General features: G+C 57.5%; 15 protein-coding genes. 6 read left to right on the forward strand and 9 right to left on the reverse strand.

The window, feature by feature from the left end; translation table 11 throughout:
• Window positions 1–142: 142 nt before the first annotated feature.
• From acdA to K5Q35_RS09295, 5 genes are all read right to left on the reverse strand, one after another.
• On the reverse strand, window positions 143–1,321 hold the full coding sequence (gene acdA, locus K5Q35_RS09275) for a 3-sulfinopropanoyl-CoA desulfinase (protein ID WP_220799351.1): 1,179 nt from the start codon (window positions 1,319–1,321) through the stop codon (window positions 143–145).
• Window positions 1,322–1,658: 337 nt separating this feature from the next.
• Window positions 1,659–1,973, reverse strand: coding sequence for a polymer-forming cytoskeletal protein (locus K5Q35_RS09280; protein WP_013962871.1), 315 nt, complete (start codon window positions 1,971–1,973; stop codon window positions 1,659–1,661).
• A gap of 169 nt (window positions 1,974–2,142) precedes the next feature.
• Window positions 2,143–3,693, reverse strand: coding sequence for a TRAP transporter large permease subunit (locus tag K5Q35_RS09285; protein WP_220799352.1), 1,551 nt, complete (start codon window positions 3,691–3,693; stop codon window positions 2,143–2,145).
• Window positions 3,690–4,187, reverse strand: a complete 498-nt coding sequence (locus K5Q35_RS09290; protein WP_013962869.1) for a TRAP transporter small permease subunit — start codon at window positions 4,185–4,187, stop codon at window positions 3,690–3,692. The genes K5Q35_RS09285 and K5Q35_RS09290 overlap by 4 nt, the downstream gene beginning before the upstream one ends.
• A gap of 62 nt (window positions 4,188–4,249) precedes the next feature.
• Window positions 4,250–5,335: a TRAP transporter substrate-binding protein gene (locus tag K5Q35_RS09295; RefSeq protein WP_013962868.1), complete on the reverse strand. Its 1,086-nt coding sequence runs from the start codon at window positions 5,333–5,335 to the stop codon at window positions 4,250–4,252.
• Window positions 5,336–5,791: 456 nt separating this feature from the next.
• Between K5Q35_RS09295 and K5Q35_RS09300 the strand changes: the two genes are divergently transcribed.
• From K5Q35_RS09300 to K5Q35_RS09320, 5 genes are all read left to right on the forward strand, one after another.
• A complete protein-coding gene (locus K5Q35_RS09300; RefSeq protein WP_220799353.1) occupies window positions 5,792–6,493 on the forward strand; it encodes a GntR family transcriptional regulator in 702 nt (233 codons plus the stop codon).
• 284 nt (window positions 6,494–6,777) lie between these two features.
• Complete coding sequence (locus K5Q35_RS09305) at window positions 6,778–8,508, forward strand: type I secretion system permease/ATPase (RefSeq protein ID WP_013962864.1); 1,731 nt, start codon at window positions 6,778–6,780, stop codon at window positions 8,506–8,508.
• The gene (locus K5Q35_RS09310; RefSeq protein ID WP_220799354.1) at window positions 8,505–9,818 is read left to right on the forward strand and encodes an HlyD family type I secretion periplasmic adaptor subunit; all 1,314 of its coding nucleotides are present in this window, start codon (window positions 8,505–8,507) and stop codon (window positions 9,816–9,818) included. Before K5Q35_RS09305 ends, K5Q35_RS09310 begins: the two co-directional genes overlap by 4 nt.
• A gap of 374 nt (window positions 9,819–10,192) precedes the next feature.
• Window positions 10,193–10,681: a twin-arginine translocation pathway signal gene (locus K5Q35_RS09315; RefSeq protein ID WP_220799355.1), complete on the forward strand. Its 489-nt coding sequence runs from the start codon at window positions 10,193–10,195 to the stop codon at window positions 10,679–10,681.
• Window positions 10,682–10,708: 27 nt separating this feature from the next.
• Window positions 10,709–11,305: a ferric reductase-like transmembrane domain-containing protein gene (locus K5Q35_RS09320; protein WP_220799356.1), complete on the forward strand. Its 597-nt coding sequence runs from the start codon at window positions 10,709–10,711 to the stop codon at window positions 11,303–11,305.
• A 161-nt stretch (window positions 11,306–11,466) separates the two neighbouring features.
• Here K5Q35_RS09320 and nagA read toward each other — a convergent pair whose 3' ends face one another.
• Genes nagA through K5Q35_RS09340 form a run of 4 tightly spaced genes read right to left on the reverse strand, consistent with a single transcriptional unit; the run spans window position 11,467 to window position 15,273 of the window.
• A complete protein-coding gene (gene nagA / locus K5Q35_RS09325; protein ID WP_220799357.1) occupies window positions 11,467–12,594 on the reverse strand; it encodes an N-acetylglucosamine-6-phosphate deacetylase in 1,128 nt (375 codons plus the stop codon).
• On the reverse strand, window positions 12,594–13,622 hold the full coding sequence (locus K5Q35_RS09330) for an SIS domain-containing protein (protein ID WP_220799358.1): 1,029 nt from the start codon (window positions 13,620–13,622) through the stop codon (window positions 12,594–12,596). Before K5Q35_RS09330 ends, nagA begins: the two co-directional genes overlap by 1 nt.
• A gap of 2 nt (window positions 13,623–13,624) precedes the next feature.
• Window positions 13,625–14,383: a GntR family transcriptional regulator gene (locus K5Q35_RS09335; protein ID WP_220799359.1), complete on the reverse strand. Its 759-nt coding sequence runs from the start codon at window positions 14,381–14,383 to the stop codon at window positions 13,625–13,627.
• Window positions 14,380–15,273: a BadF/BadG/BcrA/BcrD ATPase family protein gene (locus K5Q35_RS09340; RefSeq protein WP_220799360.1), complete on the reverse strand. Its 894-nt coding sequence runs from the start codon at window positions 15,271–15,273 to the stop codon at window positions 14,380–14,382. The genes K5Q35_RS09335 and K5Q35_RS09340 overlap by 4 nt, the downstream gene beginning before the upstream one ends.
• A gap of 518 nt (window positions 15,274–15,791) precedes the next feature.
• Here K5Q35_RS09340 and K5Q35_RS09345 point away from each other — a divergent pair.
• Window positions 15,792–17,048, forward strand: coding sequence for an ABC transporter substrate-binding protein (locus K5Q35_RS09345; RefSeq protein ID WP_220799361.1), 1,257 nt, complete (start codon window positions 15,792–15,794; stop codon window positions 17,046–17,048).
• Window positions 17,049–17,119: the final 71 nt, after the last annotated feature.

The following is a 17,119-nucleotide window of genomic DNA, read 5'->3' on the forward strand; positions in this document are numbered from 1 at the left end:
CCTGACCCTTCACTCGGTGGCGACCAGGTGCCACGCGCGCGCAGTTAAAACATGATCCTGTGCTTGGCCGAGGCCGATGGCATCAAACATGGGGATCTCGGCTCTATATGCACTGAGGTTTGCGTAAACCCATAAGTGTTGATCAGGTGTCGCGTGTTTGTGGTGTTTTGATGCCCAGCACGGACCCTGCGATCTGAGTGCGCAGAACTTGCGCCGTGCCACCGCCAATGGTGAACATCCGGACATCACGGTACATGCGTTCAAGCGGTTCGCGGTCCCCATACCCGCGCGCGCCGAACATCTGCAAAGAGTCGCTCACAACTTTGATCGCCATCTCTGATGCAAACAGCTTGGCGCGCGCAGCCATCGTCATATCAGGAAATTGACTGCCACCCGGCCCGCGCGACTTTGCAGCCTCATGTAACATCAGTCGCGCGGCATGAAGTTGGGTATCCATGTCCGCAACCATCCATTGCAATCCCTGAAATTCCGCCAAAGGTCGTCCGAATTGCTTGCGCTCCAACAGATACCTTTTTGCATGTTCCAACGCGCCAGCTGCCACGCCCATTGCAATCATGCCCGCACCAACGCGCTGAGAGTTATAGGCATTCATTAATTCTGCAAACCCGCGTTTGAACCCCGATGGCGGGATCAGTGCCATGTCTGCACCAACCACGAGGTTTTCAAATCTGAGTTCTGCTTCGGGCATACCGCACAGGCCCATGGTTTTTTCACGGCCGACAACGGTAAAACCCTTCGGAAGTATGCCTGCCGACGGGTCTGAGTGGACGATAAAACCAGTAATCCCGAGGTCTGATCCGTCTTCGTCCAGAACCCGGGCAAAAATCAGGTAGAGTTTTGACACCCCGCCCCCGGTAATCCAGTGCTTTGTGCCATTGATCACATAGGTATCGCCACGCCGTCGGGCTGTGGTGCGCATCTCGGTTGCGGCACTGCCCGCATCGGGCTCCGTGATGCAGATCGCGGGCTTGTCTCCGGCCAGAACAATGGGCGCGCAGAAGCTTTTCTGCGCATCCGTGCCATAGGCCATGACGGCGCTGATACCACCCATATTGGCTTCCACCACGACCCGCGCTGTGAGCGTACATGCCTTTGCCACTTCTTCGACGACATGGATGACATCAAGGTAGCTGGCACCAAGACCGCCCAGTTCTTTGGGAATGGTCATCCCCATAATCTGCGCATCGACAAGATCCGTGATGTTGTCCCAGCAATAGGTGCGCTCGACGTCCCATTTCGGGGCGCGCGCTGCGAAAACTGGCGAGAGTTCGCGTGCCTTGGCGACTGTGGAAAGTGTCATGAGTGCCCCTTTATGTGATTTGAGACAGCATAGAAGCTGCGTACCTCAGCTCAATCGAATAACGATTGAACTGACCTTCAAAGAGATAGACGCTGCGCGAGGGTCCAAGCCCACGGACCTGTCGAAGGCTGTGCGATCAGGACCTCGTCCGAACCTCGGCAGGCCTGCGGGAAGGGGGGGCGACGATGCCTTGGATGCCTGATGTTGCAGCGCACCTGCCGTTAGGGTGCGCTGTTCACGCTTGGTTTTTGCATGCTCTCGGTGTCCAAAGGTGGATCATTATCGCCCGCGTGGTGCGAACAGTCGCACGCAACTCACGCCAAAGCACGCTCAGTCGTTACTGCCCCGTTATTTGAACCTTGCCGAGAATCTTTGCGCCGCTTTCAGTTGTCATCGTTCGCGCGCTCACGTCCGCCTCGACTTGCGCGGTGGAGGCAAATGTCAGGTCGTCGCATTTCAAGGTGCCTTTGTGTTTGCCCTGAATGGCGATCTTCTTTGCTGCGAGCGCCCCGTCGAGTGAGCCGGTTCCATGAACAAGCACAGCCTCTGCCGTGACATCCCCAATCACCTTGCCTTTTACATCGACGTTCCCGCCCTTCGACGAGATGTTGCCTTTGATGGTAAGGTCTTCTTCTATTGTTGAAACTGCCACATCTTGCTCCTCAATTTGCATTGGGGCTGATCGTAGAACGGCGAGAACCATTTGAACACCCGTTTAGAAAGCGATGCAGCACGCAAGCGGCAGAACGCTTCACAATGACAGAACACGTGTTGTCGGATCGCTTTCTATGCTGTTGTGCACTGACTGAAAGACAAGGCCGCTAAAACAAGGCGCCGGGCAGCCATGTGGCAAGGGACGGCATGCTCCAAACGAGAAAAATGCCGACCGCTTGCAAGCCGATGAAAGGCACCACGCCACGATATATCTGGCTTGTTGCAATCTCGTCAGGGGCTGCTGCGCGCAGATAAAACAGTGAAAACCCGAATGGCGGCGTCAAAAAGCTGGTTTGCAGGTTGATGGCCAAAAGGATGCCGAGCCATATGGGATCATGGCCCATCACGATCAGGGACGGGACCACCAACGGCAACACGATGACGGAGATTTCTACAAAATCGAGGAAAAAGCCCAGAACAAAAACAAAGAGCATGACAAACAGAAGCGTGCCACTGGGGCCACCCGGCAGGCTTCCCAAGATGTGCTCGACACGTTCCTCTCCGCCCAGGCCGATGAAAACCAGCGAAAAGAAACCCGCCGCAAGGATGGTTGCAAAGATCATCGCCGTCATGGTCAGGGTCGAGTTCAGCGCGTCATGAATGATCCTTTTGCGGAACGCGGCCCGCAGCGCCAATCCGACCGCCCCAAGCCCTGTCAGCGCAAGTAATGCGTAAACAGCGCCGGCAACCCATTCCAGCATGCCATTGTCGTTGCGCTGAAGGCGAATGGGAAATGACCCCGCGAGAATGGCCAGCGCAATCAAGGCACCGACGCCCAAAAGGATCAACCGCGTGTGACTGCTGGTTCTGCGCCCGGCCATCAAAAGGGCCCCGATCGCGCCGACGGAGGCGGCCTCGGTCGGGGTGGCAATGCCGCCAAGAATGGCCCCCAGCACCGCAAAGATCAGCAGGACGGGTGGCAGGATCGCCGCCAGAACCTCACGGCTGTCCGGGCGGCCCAGACCGAGTTCCGCAGGGGGCATATCGGCGGGTCTGAGCGCGCCGCGAATGAGGATATAGAGCAGGTAAAGCGTCACCAAAAGCAGGCCCGGTATAAGGGCTGCGGCAAAAAATTGCCCCACCGAGAGCGCCTCGACCGAGAATTTGCCCTGTTCGTATTGGGCTTGCTGGAAGGCGTTTGACATCACGTCAGCGAGGATGATGAGCAGAGTTGAGGGGGGGATGATCTGCCCCAGAGTGCCCGCCGTGCAGACAATACCCGAGGCGACCGCCGGGTTATAGCCTGCGCGCAACATCGTGGGCAGCGCAATCAGCCCCATCGCGATCACCGTCGCGCCCACTATGCCCGTCGAGGCCGCCAGCAGCGCGCCCACCAGAACTACGGATATGCCCAAGCCGCCCCGCAACTGCCCAAAGCAGCGCGCCATGGTGTCGAGCAGCTCTTCGGCGATTTTGCTCTTTTCCAGCACCGCGCCCATGAACACGAAAACGGGGATGGCAATCAGCACCTGATTGCTGATCAGCCCAAACGCGCGTTGCCCCAAAGCCCCCAGAAGGGAAACATTCATGATCCCCATCATCCAACCAAGATAGGCAAAGATCACCGCCACGCCTGCGATGCTAAAGGAGACCGGAAAGCCTGAAAGGATCGCGACCATGAGGGCCGCAAACATGATCAGGTCCAGGTATTCGGTCACGATTTCGCACCTTGCACAAGCAGACGAATCAAAAGGGACAGGGATTGCAGGATGATAAGACAGCAAAACGCCGGGATCAGCGATTTGAGCAGAAAGACGGCTTCGATCCCGCCGACGGACATCGGACCTTCAAGGATTTTCCAAGAATTGCGCACCGAGGGCCATGACCAATAGAGCAGCACTGTCATGGAGGGCAGCAGTAAAAACAGATGCCCGAAAATATCGATCCTGCGGCGATTACGTTCGGTGAGCTTGGCGTAAAAGACGTCAACGCGCACGTGCTTGTCGACTAGCAGCGTGTAGCCTGCGCCCAACATGAAAAGTGTCGCATGCATGTAGAGCACGCTTTCCTGTGCCGCGATGGAGTTATAGCCGAATACATAGCGGCCAATGACGATACAAAACTGTACCAGCACCATCGTCAGGGCCAGCCAACGGACCACATTTGCAACCCTTTGGTTCAGCCGATCAACCGCGTCTGCAAATGCCAGCACGCTACTCCCCCCTCGTTAACGCAGCATGGGCGCGCAGCACAGGGCCGCGCGCCCGTGGCGTCTCAATAGCCGAGTACACCGGCGCGGGCGTTCATTTGCCCGTTGTCCGCATAGGTCATGTAACCGCCCACCAGATCGCGATACGCGATAAAGCTCTCGGTGATACGACGCACCAGTTCATCGTCATCCGCGCGGTATTCTTCCATGATTTCACCGGCGGCGCTGCCCATGGCCGCGATCACGTCATCGGGCAGTTTGCGCACGTTCACGCCATGCTCGGACACCAGCGTTTTGAGGGCTTGCGCATGTTTGGTCGTGTATTCGGTCCACACGGGGTTATAGAGCCCTGTGCAAGCCTGCGTCACGACTTCTTTCAGATCGTCAGGCAAAGCGGCGAAAGCATCGGCATTGACACCGCATTCCTCGGCAGAGGAGGGTTCACCAACACCGGGCCAGTAATAGTTCTTGGCCACTTGATAATAGCCCAATGCGGAATCCGTCCACGGTCCGATAAATTCGCCGGCATCCAGCGCGCCGGTTTGCAGCGCCTGGAACATTGCGGGGCCGCTCATGGCTTCGGCGGCCATGCCCATTTTCGCCGCCATCTGCGAAGCAATCCCGGTGGTGCGGAATTTCAACCCTTTGAGGTCTTCGACCGAGTTGATTTCGTTCTTGAACCAGCCCGCCCATTGAGGGCCGGAGTTGCCGCACAGGAATGGTTTGATCCCGAAACGCCCGTACATTTCATCATAAAGGGCCTGTCCCCCGCCATGCTGCATCCAGCCGAACTGCTCATCGGCGCGCAGGCCAAAGGGTTGCGAGCCAAAAAGCAGGATGCCCTTGGATTTTGACCCCCAATAGGCGGGGACAGCGTGATAAAGCTCAGCGGTGCCCTCGGACACGGCATCAAACACGCCGCGCCCGGGCACCAACTCGCCCGCCGCAAACAGTTTGACTTCAATCCGACCGCCGGAAAGGGTTGTGATCCGGTCCGACAGCATTTGCGCGGCAACGCCGGGGCCGGGCAGGTTTTTGGGCCATGCGGTGACCATTTTCCACTGCATCACATCCTGCGCGATGGCGGGCGCGGCGAGTGTGGACGCGGCAACGCCAACGGCTCCCGTTTTCAAAAAATTACGTCTGTCCATATTTTGTCTCCTGATTGGTTTATATGCGTTTTGTTAACGGATTGATTGCGATGTCCTGATGGTTTTCTGCGCTGAGCATGACACAGCTGGCGACACGGCAGGGTCATCTGGTCATGACGCAGATTGCGCCCTGAACGCGGGCAATCTGCGTGCAGTAAGCGCCAATTCAGCGATCCATATGTCTGATAGGACGTGGGCGTCAGGCATGTATGGTCCTTGTTTTTTCCTGCCTTTAAGTTAATATGTAGCTACATAAAAATGTCAACGTCGTTTCAGTGCGGGCGTCCGCGCATGCCAGTAATTTGTGCGAAACACCTGCATTGATGGTGAGGGTGCGCTCGTATTCGCGGCATCCGGGAGGGCAGGGTGAGCGGCAGCTAAAGAGGGTCGCATTTTCGAGCCTGACGCGATAGTTGACAAAAGCAAACACGCGACACGGCAGCTGGAGGCAGCCATTTGACTGGGCAATCACGCCTTTCATGGACGGATGTACGGGACGAGATACAGGCGCGTATTCTCGATCGAACATATGCACCCGGAGACAAGCTGCCACGCGACAACGACCTCGCTTTGGGGTTGGGGTGCGCACGAACGACCGTGCATCGCGCGATGCAGGAATTGTCGCGGATCGGTCTGGTAGAGCGTAAGCGCAAGGGCGGCACGCATGTCAGGACCGATCCGGTGACGCGCGCGACCTTTGACATTCCGATCACCCGACGCGAAGTCGAGCAGCGCGGCAGCAAATACGCCTATCAACTGATCAGCAGTGCGGTTAAGCCCACGCCGGGCTCTGTCATGGCCCGGTTCGGGACACCCCACCCGGCGGAGGTTTTGCACGTCAAGGCCCTGCATCTGTCGGATAACAGGCCGTATATCTTTGAGGACCGTTGGATTGATACCACCACAACACCCGACATTCTTGAGGTTGATCTGGCTTGCAACAGTGCCAACGAATGGCTTGTGCGCAACAAACCGTATAGCAAGCTTGATGTTCGGTTTTTTGCCATCAATGCCCAAGGTGAAAACGCAGAACATCTGTCCGTTGCGGCGGGCGAGGCCTTGCTTGTGATTGAACGCACCACATGGATTGGGACGGCCCCGATCACAACCGTGCGATCTGTCACCGCACCGGGATATCAGCTGTCAGCACAGAACTGAATGGCGGTGTGCTGACGTCTGGAATGCGTCTGGTTTGATGGTCACGCAGGACCTTGCAGCGGATCGTCTCTCATTTGCCAGTTTTCGAACGCTGCCACTTGACGCCGACCTGCTCGAAGGCGCTTAAATAAAGGGCGCAGTGGGCGGGCTGCTTTGTTAGATAGGGCAACCGGTTCTAACGCTGGCAAACTGCGCCTATGTGTATACAACGTAGTGGCGTATAGTATTTTAGACATTTATTAAGGGCCGTGAGAGCTGGCATTTAAAAAGGTGGGATTGGTATCGTGGCCAAAAGAGAAACAGGCATTGAAGAATTGCGGCGCGCCCGCCGTGCGGGGTCTTGGCTGCTATGGGCGGTGTTTCTGTTCAGTGTATTCGTAAACCTGCTGATGCTGACCGGGCCTTTGTTCATGCTTCAGGTCTATGATCGTGTTCTCGGGTCGCGATCCGAAGAGACGCTGGTGGCCCTTTTTGTGCTGGTTGGTGCGCTTTACGGTTTGATGATGCTGCTGGATTATGCGCGCGGTCGTGTGCTTGCACGATTTGGCGCGCGGTTTCAGTCGATACTCGAAAACCGGGTGTTTGAGGCGGTGCTGCGGCGCGCGGTGTTGCCAAGCGAACGCTCGGTCCCGGCAAGCGGGCTCAGGGATCTGGAAACTGTCCGCACGTTTTTCGCCTCTCCGGTTATCCTTGCGCTTTTCGATGTGCCGTGGACGCCCCTGTTCCTTGGCGCAATTTTCATCTTTCATCCGATGTTGGGCTGGCTGGCACTTAGCGGCAGTGTGCTTTTGGTCATCATCACGCTGCTCAACAACTGGCTGACAAATACCAAGACACTTGAGGCGCAAAACGTCTCGCACCGCGCACATGGCTTTGCCGAACAGGCGCGTCGCGCTGCCGAAGTCGTGCGTGCACAAGGCATGAGCGCGGCTGTCACGGCCCGTTGGCAGGGCCTGAGCGAAGAAGCGACCGACACATCCGTCAAATCCAACGACTGGACGGGTGTGTTCACATCCATGTCCAAATCATTCACTCTGTTTTTGCAGTCCGCCATGCTGGCGCTCGGGGCCTATCTGGTACTTCAGGCGGAAGTGACTGCGGGGGCGATGATTGCCGGGTCGATCATGATGGGACGCGCTCTGGCCCCGGTGCAACAAGCGCTGGGACAGTGGAGCACGGTACAGCGCGCGCGCGGCGCCTGGTCGTCGTTAGGCGAATTACTGGACAAAACCCCTGTGTTGCCTGAAACGCATACACTGCCGACGCCGCATGCGAATGTGTCATTTGCGGGCGTTTCTGTCATCGCTCAGGGCGCAAAGTTCCCGACGCTCAGCGGTATCTCTTTTTACATCGGTGAGGGCGAAGCTCTTGGCGTTATCGGCAAGAGCGGGTCGGGCAAATCAACCCTTGCCAAGACGTTGCTGGGCCTGACCCGGGTGGCGGCGGGCGAGGTGCGCTTTGGCGGCGCTACCTTGGATCAATACGATCCGGATGCCTTGGGGTCCTACATCGGATACCTGCCGCAAAACGTGGTGCTTTTCTCTGGGACCATTGCTGAAAACATTGCACGAATGGCGATCAACCCTGATGATACAAAAGTGGTTGAAGCGGCAAAACGCGCTAATGCGCATGATATGATTTTGTCGCTGCCCGATGGGTATAAAACAATTGTGCAGGGGGATGATGGACAGCTTTCTGGCGGTCAGCGACAGCGCATTGCCTTGGCGCGTGCCTTTTATGGTGACCCTGTCCTGCTGATACTGGACGAGCCGAATTCGGCGTTGGACAATGATGGATCGGTCGCGCTGAATTTGGCGGTACGCGAATTCAAGGCCGCCAACCGCGCCGTTGTAATCATGACGCACCGGCCAAGCGCGTTGTCGGAATGTGACCGGCTGCTGGTGATCGACGGTGGTCGGATCAAGGCGGATGGCCCCCGCGACGAGGTGCTGAAATCCATGGTCAGCAACGTCGAGAACATCAAGAAATCACTGGCACAGGCGACATCATCATGAACGGACAATCGCAACAACCACGCGCATGGAAAGCAACCGGCCCGCTGATGGTTGGGATGACCGCGCTTTTGATACTGGTCGGGGTGATCGGCGTCTGGAGTGTTCAGGCGCGCATTGCAGGTGCTGTCATTGCCTCGGGCAATATCGAGGTGGAATCCAACCGGCAGGTTTTGCAACACCCACAGGGGGGTGTGGTTGGTGCGTTGCCCGTGAAGGATGGCGATTTTGTGAACGCCGGGGATACCGTCCTGCGCTTTGATGACACCCAGTTGCGCTCGGAACTTGCGATTGTCGAGGGGCAGCTTTTTGAGATCCTCGCGCGCAAAGCAAGATTGAAAGCAGAGCGTGATGGTCTGGATGCGTTGCCGCTTACGGAAGAACTGGCCGAACTGGCCGCAGAGGATGACGCCGTTCAGGCGTTGATTGACGGGCAAGCACAGCTGTTCGAGGCGCGGGCGACTTCCTTGCAGCAAAGTTCAGAACAGATACTGGAGCAGATCGCGCAGGCGGAAAACCAGATCGAAGGGGCGACCGCACAACTTGCTGCGCTTGAAACCCAACGCGGCCTGATTGAAGCTGAACTGACCGACAGCCAGACGCTGTTTGAAAAAGGACTTGCCCCGGCTTCGCGTGTCTCTTCGCTGCAACGCGAGCAGGCGCGGCTGTTGGGTGAAATTGGCAGTGTGACGTCCAGTATCGCCCAGCTGCGCGGTGAGATTGCATCGCTCAGCATTGAACGGATTTCGCTGACGTCGCGGTTGCGAGAAGAAGCTATTTCGACACTGCGCGATTTACAGTTTCAGGAGGTCGAGCTGGTCCAGCGCCGCCTGAGCACCACGGATACCTTATCGCGGATGGAGCTACGGGCCCCGGTCAGCGGCGTCATCTACGGATCGCGCATATTTGCTTTGCGGTCGGTTGTCTCACCGGCTGAACCGATCATGTACATTATCCCGCAAGACCAGCCTATGGTCGTCGCGGCACGGGTTGACCCCATTCATATTGATCAGGTGCATGTCGGTCAGGAAGCCACCTTGCGTTTTGCAGCCTTCGACCAGCGCATGACACCTGAAATTATCGGGCATGTGGTTCGAATGTCAGCGGATGTGTTCACCGATGAAGTCACCGGCATGTCCTATTACGAGGTCAAGCTGGTCCCGATGGATGGTGAGGCAGAGAAACTTGGCGGGCAGGTGCTGTTGCCCGGCATGCCCGTTGAAGCCTTCATCAAAACGGCGGAGCGTTCGCCGCTCAACTATCTGGCCAAACCTTTGACCGACTATTTCACGCGCGCTTTCCGCGAGGGCTGAAAAAAACGGGGGTGGCGCAGGGTGTCGCCCAAACTTGGCCATCTGCGTGGGATCGTTCAATTGCCATAGCGCAATGAAGGTGGTTGCCAGGGTACTTTCACCGGGCCGCTGTGCTTTTTAGTGTATCAGAAATGCTTGGTGTGAGAAACAGAAGAGGGGCTTGAGGCATCCAAAGAAGAGGTTTTACCGTCAAGAACCGGAAAAACCAGCGCAGCAGGCTTGGTCCGACAGCGCGTTCCTCGCGCGATCACGAAGCTGTGATTTCATGTTATGCCTGTAATGCGATGGGTGAATCGGAATTCGCTGATTGCGTGCTAGCTTAGACATTAACCGACACCGAATGGTTTTACTTTGCCCTTACAGGAGAACCCGGAATGACCCGCAGACTGCTGACCCGCCGTTCACTTTTCACCGCCAGCGCCGCTGTCGCCGCGACGGGTTTTTCCGGTCTTGTCGGTCCCGCGAGGGCCAGCGGATTGGCACCGACAGCCACCATGCGCGGCGGGGCGAATAATTACCTGCCGGGGGCGCCAATTGTGGAGCGGATCGGCAGTGGCGGTTTCTGGATGACGGGCACGGTGCGCCGGGCCGGTGATGGCGCGCCGCTCGCGGGTCAGCGTATCCAGATCTGGGCACATACGACCGAAGGGCATGAGCGTGATCCGCACAGCCATGGCGCAACCCTGACCAACGCCAACGGAGAATTTCGCCTCGAGATGCCGCAGATCGTGCCCGCATTTGGTCAACCACATGCGCATCTGGCCTATGACAGCGAAGAGTTTCAAACGGTGTTCCTCAGACCCATCATGCGCAGTGCAAAAGACACCACATTGAGCGCGGATTTTGTTCTGCAACCGGCCTGATCACCTGTTGAAACGGGCGGAGCGTTGATGCACTCGTTCTTGATATGGGCCACTTTGGCCTTTGCCGTGATCGTGTCTGTTGCCGCGGCAGCCGCCAGCCCCCTACTGGCATGGCGCGACCCCATTTATATTGCCGCCGGATTGGCTGGCGTCATCGCCTTATGCCTTTTGCTTATGCAGCCGCTGTTGGCAGGGGGGGTGTTGCCGGGACTGCCGGTTATCAAGGGCAGACGCGTACATCGCTGGGTTGGTGTGTGTTTGATTGCCGCCGTGATCATCCATGTGGCAGCCCTTTGGATTACAAGCCCCCCGGATGTTGTCGATGCTCTTCTGTTTGTCTCTCCCACGCCGTTCTCGGTCTGGGGTGTGATCGCGATGTGGGTTCTGTTCGCCTCGGCGTTACTTGCGGCGCTGCGCCATAGGATACGGCTGCGCCCACGGTTCTGGCGCGTCATTCACACGTCTTTTGCCTTGATCATTGTGATTGGCAGCGTTGTTCATGCGCTGTTGATCGAGGGCACAATGGAGGTCATCTCCAAGACGGCACTATGCACTTTGGTGATCCTCGCAACGGGCTATGTGGTCTTGAAGCTACGCGCATGGCAGGTCTTGCGGCGTCGATAAGGTTGCGGCTGTGAATGGACACACCTGACGGGAACGTGCATCGCGTTGGTGCGTCTGCAACATCCGTCTATCAACCGGCGGCACATGCTCGAATACGGGTTGGTCTGCAGCAAGCCCATGGGGGAGGGCGCGTGTAACGCACGGGCCGCAACACAAGCCGGTTAAAACCCCCTGACGTATTGCAAATGATCATCCAGATAAATCGCCCGCGCTTGGCCACCCGATGTAAACCCGCCCACCGTACCGGGATGCCGCAGCAGACGCGCGGGGTAACCCGTTACCATCGACAGGGCGAAGGCTTTGTCGCAGCCCACGCTATTGATCAAAACGTCAAGTGCGCGCGGGAACGTCAGATCGGCCCCGGCGAGTGTCCCGTCCTCCAGTATCAGGCGACCGTTTTGGCGCAGCACGCGCCGTCCATTCAGGCGAAACTCTGTTATGTCGGACCCGGCCGTGGGCATGGCATCACTCACCAGAAAAACAGAGCCATCCGCGTGCTTTGCACTCAAAGCGACACGTATGCTTGCCCGGTGCACATGGATATCATCCGCAATCAAGCCTGCATGAATGCCGCCTGTATCCAAAGCAGCCCCAACAAGGCCCGGCGCGCGGCTGCCCAATTGGCTCATCGCGTTGAACAAATGCGTAACGCAACGCGCGCCTGCCTGAAAAGCCGCCTGCGCATCCGCCATGCTGCAATCAGTATGACCCAGCGAGACGATGATGCCCGCGTTGGACAGGCGCGTGATTTGGGCGTTTGTCACGTTTTCCGGGGCGACAGTGAGCATGATGTTTGGCACACGTCGTGCTGCATCCTGCAAAAACGCTTCATCCGCGTCGGTCATCGGGCGGATCAGTGCAGGGTCATGCGCGCCCTTTTTGGCCACGCTCAGGTGCGGTCCTTCGAGGTGAATGCCAATAATCCCCGGCACCTTGTGGCGCATCGCGGCCTCAACGGCGTCGACAGCGGCCTTAGTGCGATCTGGCGTATCAGTAATCAGCGTTGGCAGCAGAGCACGCGTTCCTGTGGTTGCATGCGCTTGCGCGATTGTGCGCAGGCCTTCCACTGACGGGTCGTCGTTAAACAGTATACTCCCCCCGCCGTTGACCTGCAGATCAACAAACCCCGGCAGGATCGTTCCACCCGGCAAGGTCTCAATCTCGTAGTCGTTGGGGATGTCGCGCGTCGGGACGATTCCGTGATAGACGCCCCCATCCAACAGCAGCGCACCGTCAGGCCGGAGTGTGCTGCCATCAAATATCTCTGCCCCTGCATATGCGCGTTTCATCACAGTGTTTCCGTTACTTTCTTGAGGTGCCGCGGCACGTCGGGGTTGATCCCGCGTGCCCGGGCGACCTGTTCGACCATTGCGTAGAATGAAACGATCAAAGAGATCGGATCAAGTAACGGGTGCGATGTGCGCGCGCAGGGCAGACTGCGGGCGCATGTGGTTTTATCAGAGGTGACGTAGGCTTTGGCCCCTTTCGCGGCAAGCTGGTCGACAACATCCACCAGCGATGGTTCCGCCTGATCTCCTGCTGCCAGCGCAATTACCCGAAAGCCGCAGTCGACGACGGAAACAGGGCCGTGCAGCACTTCGGCGGAGGAGTAGGATTCGGCGTGCAATTGGCAGGTTTCCTTGAATTTCAGCGCGGCCTCATTCGATATTGCCAATGCAGGCCCGCGGCCCAGGCAAAAGAGTGATTGGGAGGATACGAGCTCGGATCCCAAAGCGGACCAATCCATTTGCGCCGCCTTGTTCAGCACATCCGGCAAATCATGCATGGCACGCAACAGCGCGTGGTCTTGCTGCCACTCAGCCAACAGCCAGACGGCGGACACGGCAGAGGTGACGAATGTCTTGGTGGCTGCCACGCTCTGTTCAACACCTGCGTGCAAATCCAGCACATGGGTGCTGACCTTGGCCAGATCGCTGTCGACATGGTTGGTCAGGGCGATGGAAAGCGCGCCTTGCTTCTTGGCCATTTCAGCCATACGGACGATGTCCGGGCTTTTCCCCGATTGCGAAATCGCAAGACATGCGCCACGCGACAGGTGCAGGCTGCGGTCATAGATGGACACAACCGACGGACCGACAGAGGCCACCGGAATGCCTGAAACTAGTTCAGTGGCGTATTTGAAATACGTCGCCGCGTGATCAGACGATCCACGCGCGACTGACATCAGGAATGCGGGATGTGCGGTTTGCAATGCTTGCGCTGCGGAACTGATCGCGGGTGCACCCTTTGTCAGCAAGGTTTCAACGGTATTCGGGATTTCAAGGATCTCGCGGCGCATATGGGTTTGAGAACTCATGCTTATTCCCTTGATAACCTGAGTTCAGCGATAAAGTTGTATGCATCCCCCCGATATGTGGACTGGGTGAATTCCGCGACACGCCCGCTGCTCAGATATGAGGTGCGCTCAATACGCAGACCGGCATCACGTGGTGATATTGCGAGCAGGTGGGCATCACGCTCAGCGAGGTTTATGGCTGAAATTTTCTGTAACGCTCTGACCGGCCGGTGACCGTCGCGTTCCAGCGTTTCGTAAAGTGAGGTATCCACTACCAGTGGGTTGGGCAAAATATCCGTGGGTAGGGATGCGCGCTCAATCGCAATCGGTTCCCCATCGGCGAGGCGCAGTCGTGTGATCCGAGCGACCTGTTCTTCTGATGTCAAACCCAGAGAGGTCATCTCATCCGGGGAGGGCATGAATAGCCCGCGTTCCAGCCAACGGGATGTTGAGACCTTACCCCGCCGCGCCATGTCTTCCGAAAACGACGTCAGCCTCGATAGTTTTTGTTCAATCTGCTCTGGCTTTGAGGCGATGAACGACCCGGATCCCTGTTTTTGCACGATCACGCCAGCCTCGGCCAATGACTGAATGGCCTTGCGCACTGTCACGCGTGAGAGGTCCGTGATGGCCGCGATTTCGCGTTCCGGCGGCAAGGGGTTGCCAGGCAGCAGCAGGCCGGTTGATACGCCCTCGCTCAGCCGTTGGCGCAGCTGGACGTATCGCGGCCCTCCATCCGGACGGAACCAGTATTCTGGCTTGAGGAACGCCGCAACACTCACGACGATCCCTCCATCCGAATTGGTTTTTGGCGCGCCAAAAGCAGGGCACCATCGAGAGCCGAGCCCTTGGGGGCTTGCAGTCGGTTTTGATGGGATTGATCAAGATAGGGCGCGTAATGGGGCCCAACCCCACCAGAAAGACATAGAACAGTCGTATTCTTAAGGCCCGCTGCTTGAATACAAGCGTCCAGATAGGCCGCACCCCGCTGCATCAGCGTCAGCGCGTTTTGATCCTTGATGCGCGCGGCATCAATAATTATCGGCGCAAAAGATGCGTAATCGCCGGGTTCGGCGGTTTTTGTAAACTGGACGACTTGGTTTAAATCGCCTTCAAAACGGTCCAGCAGCGTTTGTGTCATCGGGGAATGATCCAATAGGCCATCCTGCGCCAGAATGGCCTGCCGTAAGGCGCGGTGCCCCAGCCATCCGCCCGACGCCTGATCCGCGAGGGCCATCCCCCAGCCTCCAAAATATCTGATGGAACCCCGGAATTGCGCCGCAACGATCGTTCCTGTTCCAACCGCCATCAAGACCCCGTCCTCGGTGCCAAGCGCACCTGCCACCGAAGTTGCCCGGTCGTCTGTCACGGTGATCTGGGTGAAGGGCAAGGCGGTCGCGATCACATCCGCATCCGCGGGTTCCATAATGCCCGCAAGGCCCACATGTGCGATGCATTTTTCCGGCCAGTCGCCGGCAAGACCTGCATCAGACCCCGCCACCCGCACGGCGGCAAGGATGTTCTTGATCGTGGCGTCTGGGTCGGTCGCGAAATTTGCCGACCCGCCGGATGCGCCGCCAATGCGCTGGCCAGTCGCGTCGGAAATCGCAACCCGACAGCCGGTCCCGCCGCCATCAATGCCAACCAGAAGGAATTCAGACGCTGCTTTCATAAGATACCTATAACATACCTATTTCCAGAAATAACAGCCAATAAAATACCAAATAGTTGAATCTGAAGCTATGCGGCGCAAAAAGGCAGTTTTTGAATAATTGGTAGACAATAGGTATTGTTTGACTACTGTGATTGAAAACCTAAGGAATCGATCTTGCATTCACACGTACCGCACCAAGACAACTCTGCGTCGAAGGGTCGGCCCGTCAAGCTTGATGCGTGTTCGGTCATACGCTTGCTGAATAGCGCGACTTGGGTTTTGCAGAGGACAGTTGGATCGGCCTGTGGCGCAGTCCGAAAAGCGGTGTTGAATATAATGCCCACGCAGACCGGTATCTCGATGGGTGATCTCAAGAGCGTCCACACCAAGCTGCGTCAGTATGCTGCGCGGATCACGTCGCGCGCCGCGCCTCCGGGGCCTTTTGAGCCGACGCTGCGGTCACCTGCGCGCATGCTTGCAAGATGCCGACTTAAAAACAAAAGTAACACCTGAATACAATCCAAAGGGAGACACCAATGCACAAAAATACACTCACAGGCTTGCTGTTCGCCACTACGCTTTTGGGCGCGTCAGCAGCAACGGCACAGCAGGCGGAATTGACGATCGAAAGCTGGCGCAACGATGACCTTGCGATCTGGCAGGACAAGATCATCCCGGCATTCGAAGCGCAGTATCCCGATATCAAGGTTCGGTTCACACCATCAGCCCCGGCGGAATACAACGCTGTGCTCAACTCAAAGCTGGATGCAGGATCGGCGGGGGATATCATCACATGTCGTCCGTTTGACGCGTCGCTCGCCCTGTTCGAGGCTGGCCGCCTTGCCGATCTGAGCGATCTGGAAGGGATGTCAAACTTCTCCGATGTGGCAAAATCGGGCTGGTCCACGGATGATGGCGGCGCGACCTATTGCGTGCCCATGGCGTCGGTGATCCACGGATTTATCTATAACAAAGACGCCTTCGAAGAAGTTGGTGTGGCGGTGCCGCAGACCGAAGACGAGTTCTTTGCCGTGCTGGAGGCATTCAAGGAAGACGGAAATTACATTCCCATGGCCATGGGCACGAACGACCAGTGGGAAGCGGCCACGATGGGGTATAACAACATCGGCCCGAACTACTGGAAAGGCGAGGAGGGGCGCACTGCGCTCATCGCCGGGGATCAAAAGCTGACGGATGTGGGTTGGGTTGCGCCGTTCCGGCAGTTGGCAAAATGGGGGGGCTATCTGGGCGATGGGTTTGAGGCACAGACATATCCTGACAGTCAGAACATCTTCACGCTGGGGCGCGCTGCCATCTATCCCGCTGGCAGCTGGGAAATCTCGGGCTTTAATGCACTGGCTGATTTTGAGATGGGCGCGTTCAACCCGCCGGTCCAGAATGCGGGCGATACCTGCTATATCTCGGACCATACGGATATTGGCATAGGCATGAATGCGGCGACCGAAAACCCCGAAGCAGCCATGACGTTTCTGACCTGGGTAGCGTCGTCAGAGTTTTCGAATATCTTTGCCAATTCACTGCCGGGGTTTTTCCCGCTGTCCAAGGCCGATGTAACGCTTGAGGATCCGCTGGCGCAGGAATTCATCTCCTGGCGGGGGAAATGCGAAAGCTCCATCCGCTCAACGTATCAAATCTTGTCCCGTGGCACGCCCAACCTTGAGAACGAGACATGGAACGCGTCCGTTGCGGTCATCAAGGGTGACGAAAGCCCCAAAGATGCCGGCCAACGTCTGCAGGACGGGTTGGCCAAGTGGTACGCACCACAGCAGTAGCGCCTGTCCAAAGCACCACGGGGCGATGGAATGTCGCCCTGTGGTTTGTCCGCCCTGATGCCGTCAAGGAG

Source organism: Roseobacter sp. OBYS 0001 (genome assembly GCF_019654895.1).
GTDB lineage: Bacteria > Pseudomonadota > Alphaproteobacteria > Rhodobacterales > Rhodobacteraceae > Roseobacter > Roseobacter litoralis.

Bases quoted from the DNA above. Each gene is read 5' to 3' on its own strand.
- acdA (WP_220799351.1), bottom strand. From the start codon at position 1,321: ATGACACTTTCCACAGTCGCCAAGGCACGCGAACTCTCGCCAGTTTTC.
- K5Q35_RS09295 (WP_013962868.1), bottom strand. From the start codon at position 5,335: ATGGACAGACGTAATTTTTTGAAAACGGGAGCCGTTGGCGTTGCCGCG.
- K5Q35_RS09310 (WP_220799354.1), top strand. From the start codon at position 8,505: ATGAACGGACAATCGCAACAACCACGCGCATGGAAAGCAACCGGCCCG.
- K5Q35_RS09315 (WP_220799355.1), top strand. From the start codon at position 10,193: ATGACCCGCAGACTGCTGACCCGCCGTTCACTTTTCACCGCCAGCGCC.
- K5Q35_RS09320 (WP_220799356.1), top strand. From the start codon at position 10,709: ATGCACTCGTTCTTGATATGGGCCACTTTGGCCTTTGCCGTGATCGTG.
- nagA (WP_220799357.1), bottom strand. From the start codon at position 12,594: ATGAAACGCGCATATGCAGGGGCAGAGATATTTGATGGCAGCACACTC.
- K5Q35_RS09330 (WP_220799358.1), bottom strand. From the start codon at position 13,622: ATGAGTTCTCAAACCCATATGCGCCGCGAGATCCTTGAAATCCCGAAT.
- K5Q35_RS09340 (WP_220799360.1), bottom strand. From the start codon at position 15,273: ATGAAAGCAGCGTCTGAATTCCTTCTGGTTGGCATTGATGGCGGCGGG.
- K5Q35_RS09345 (WP_220799361.1), top strand. From the start codon at position 15,792: ATGCACAAAAATACACTCACAGGCTTGCTGTTCGCCACTACGCTTTTG.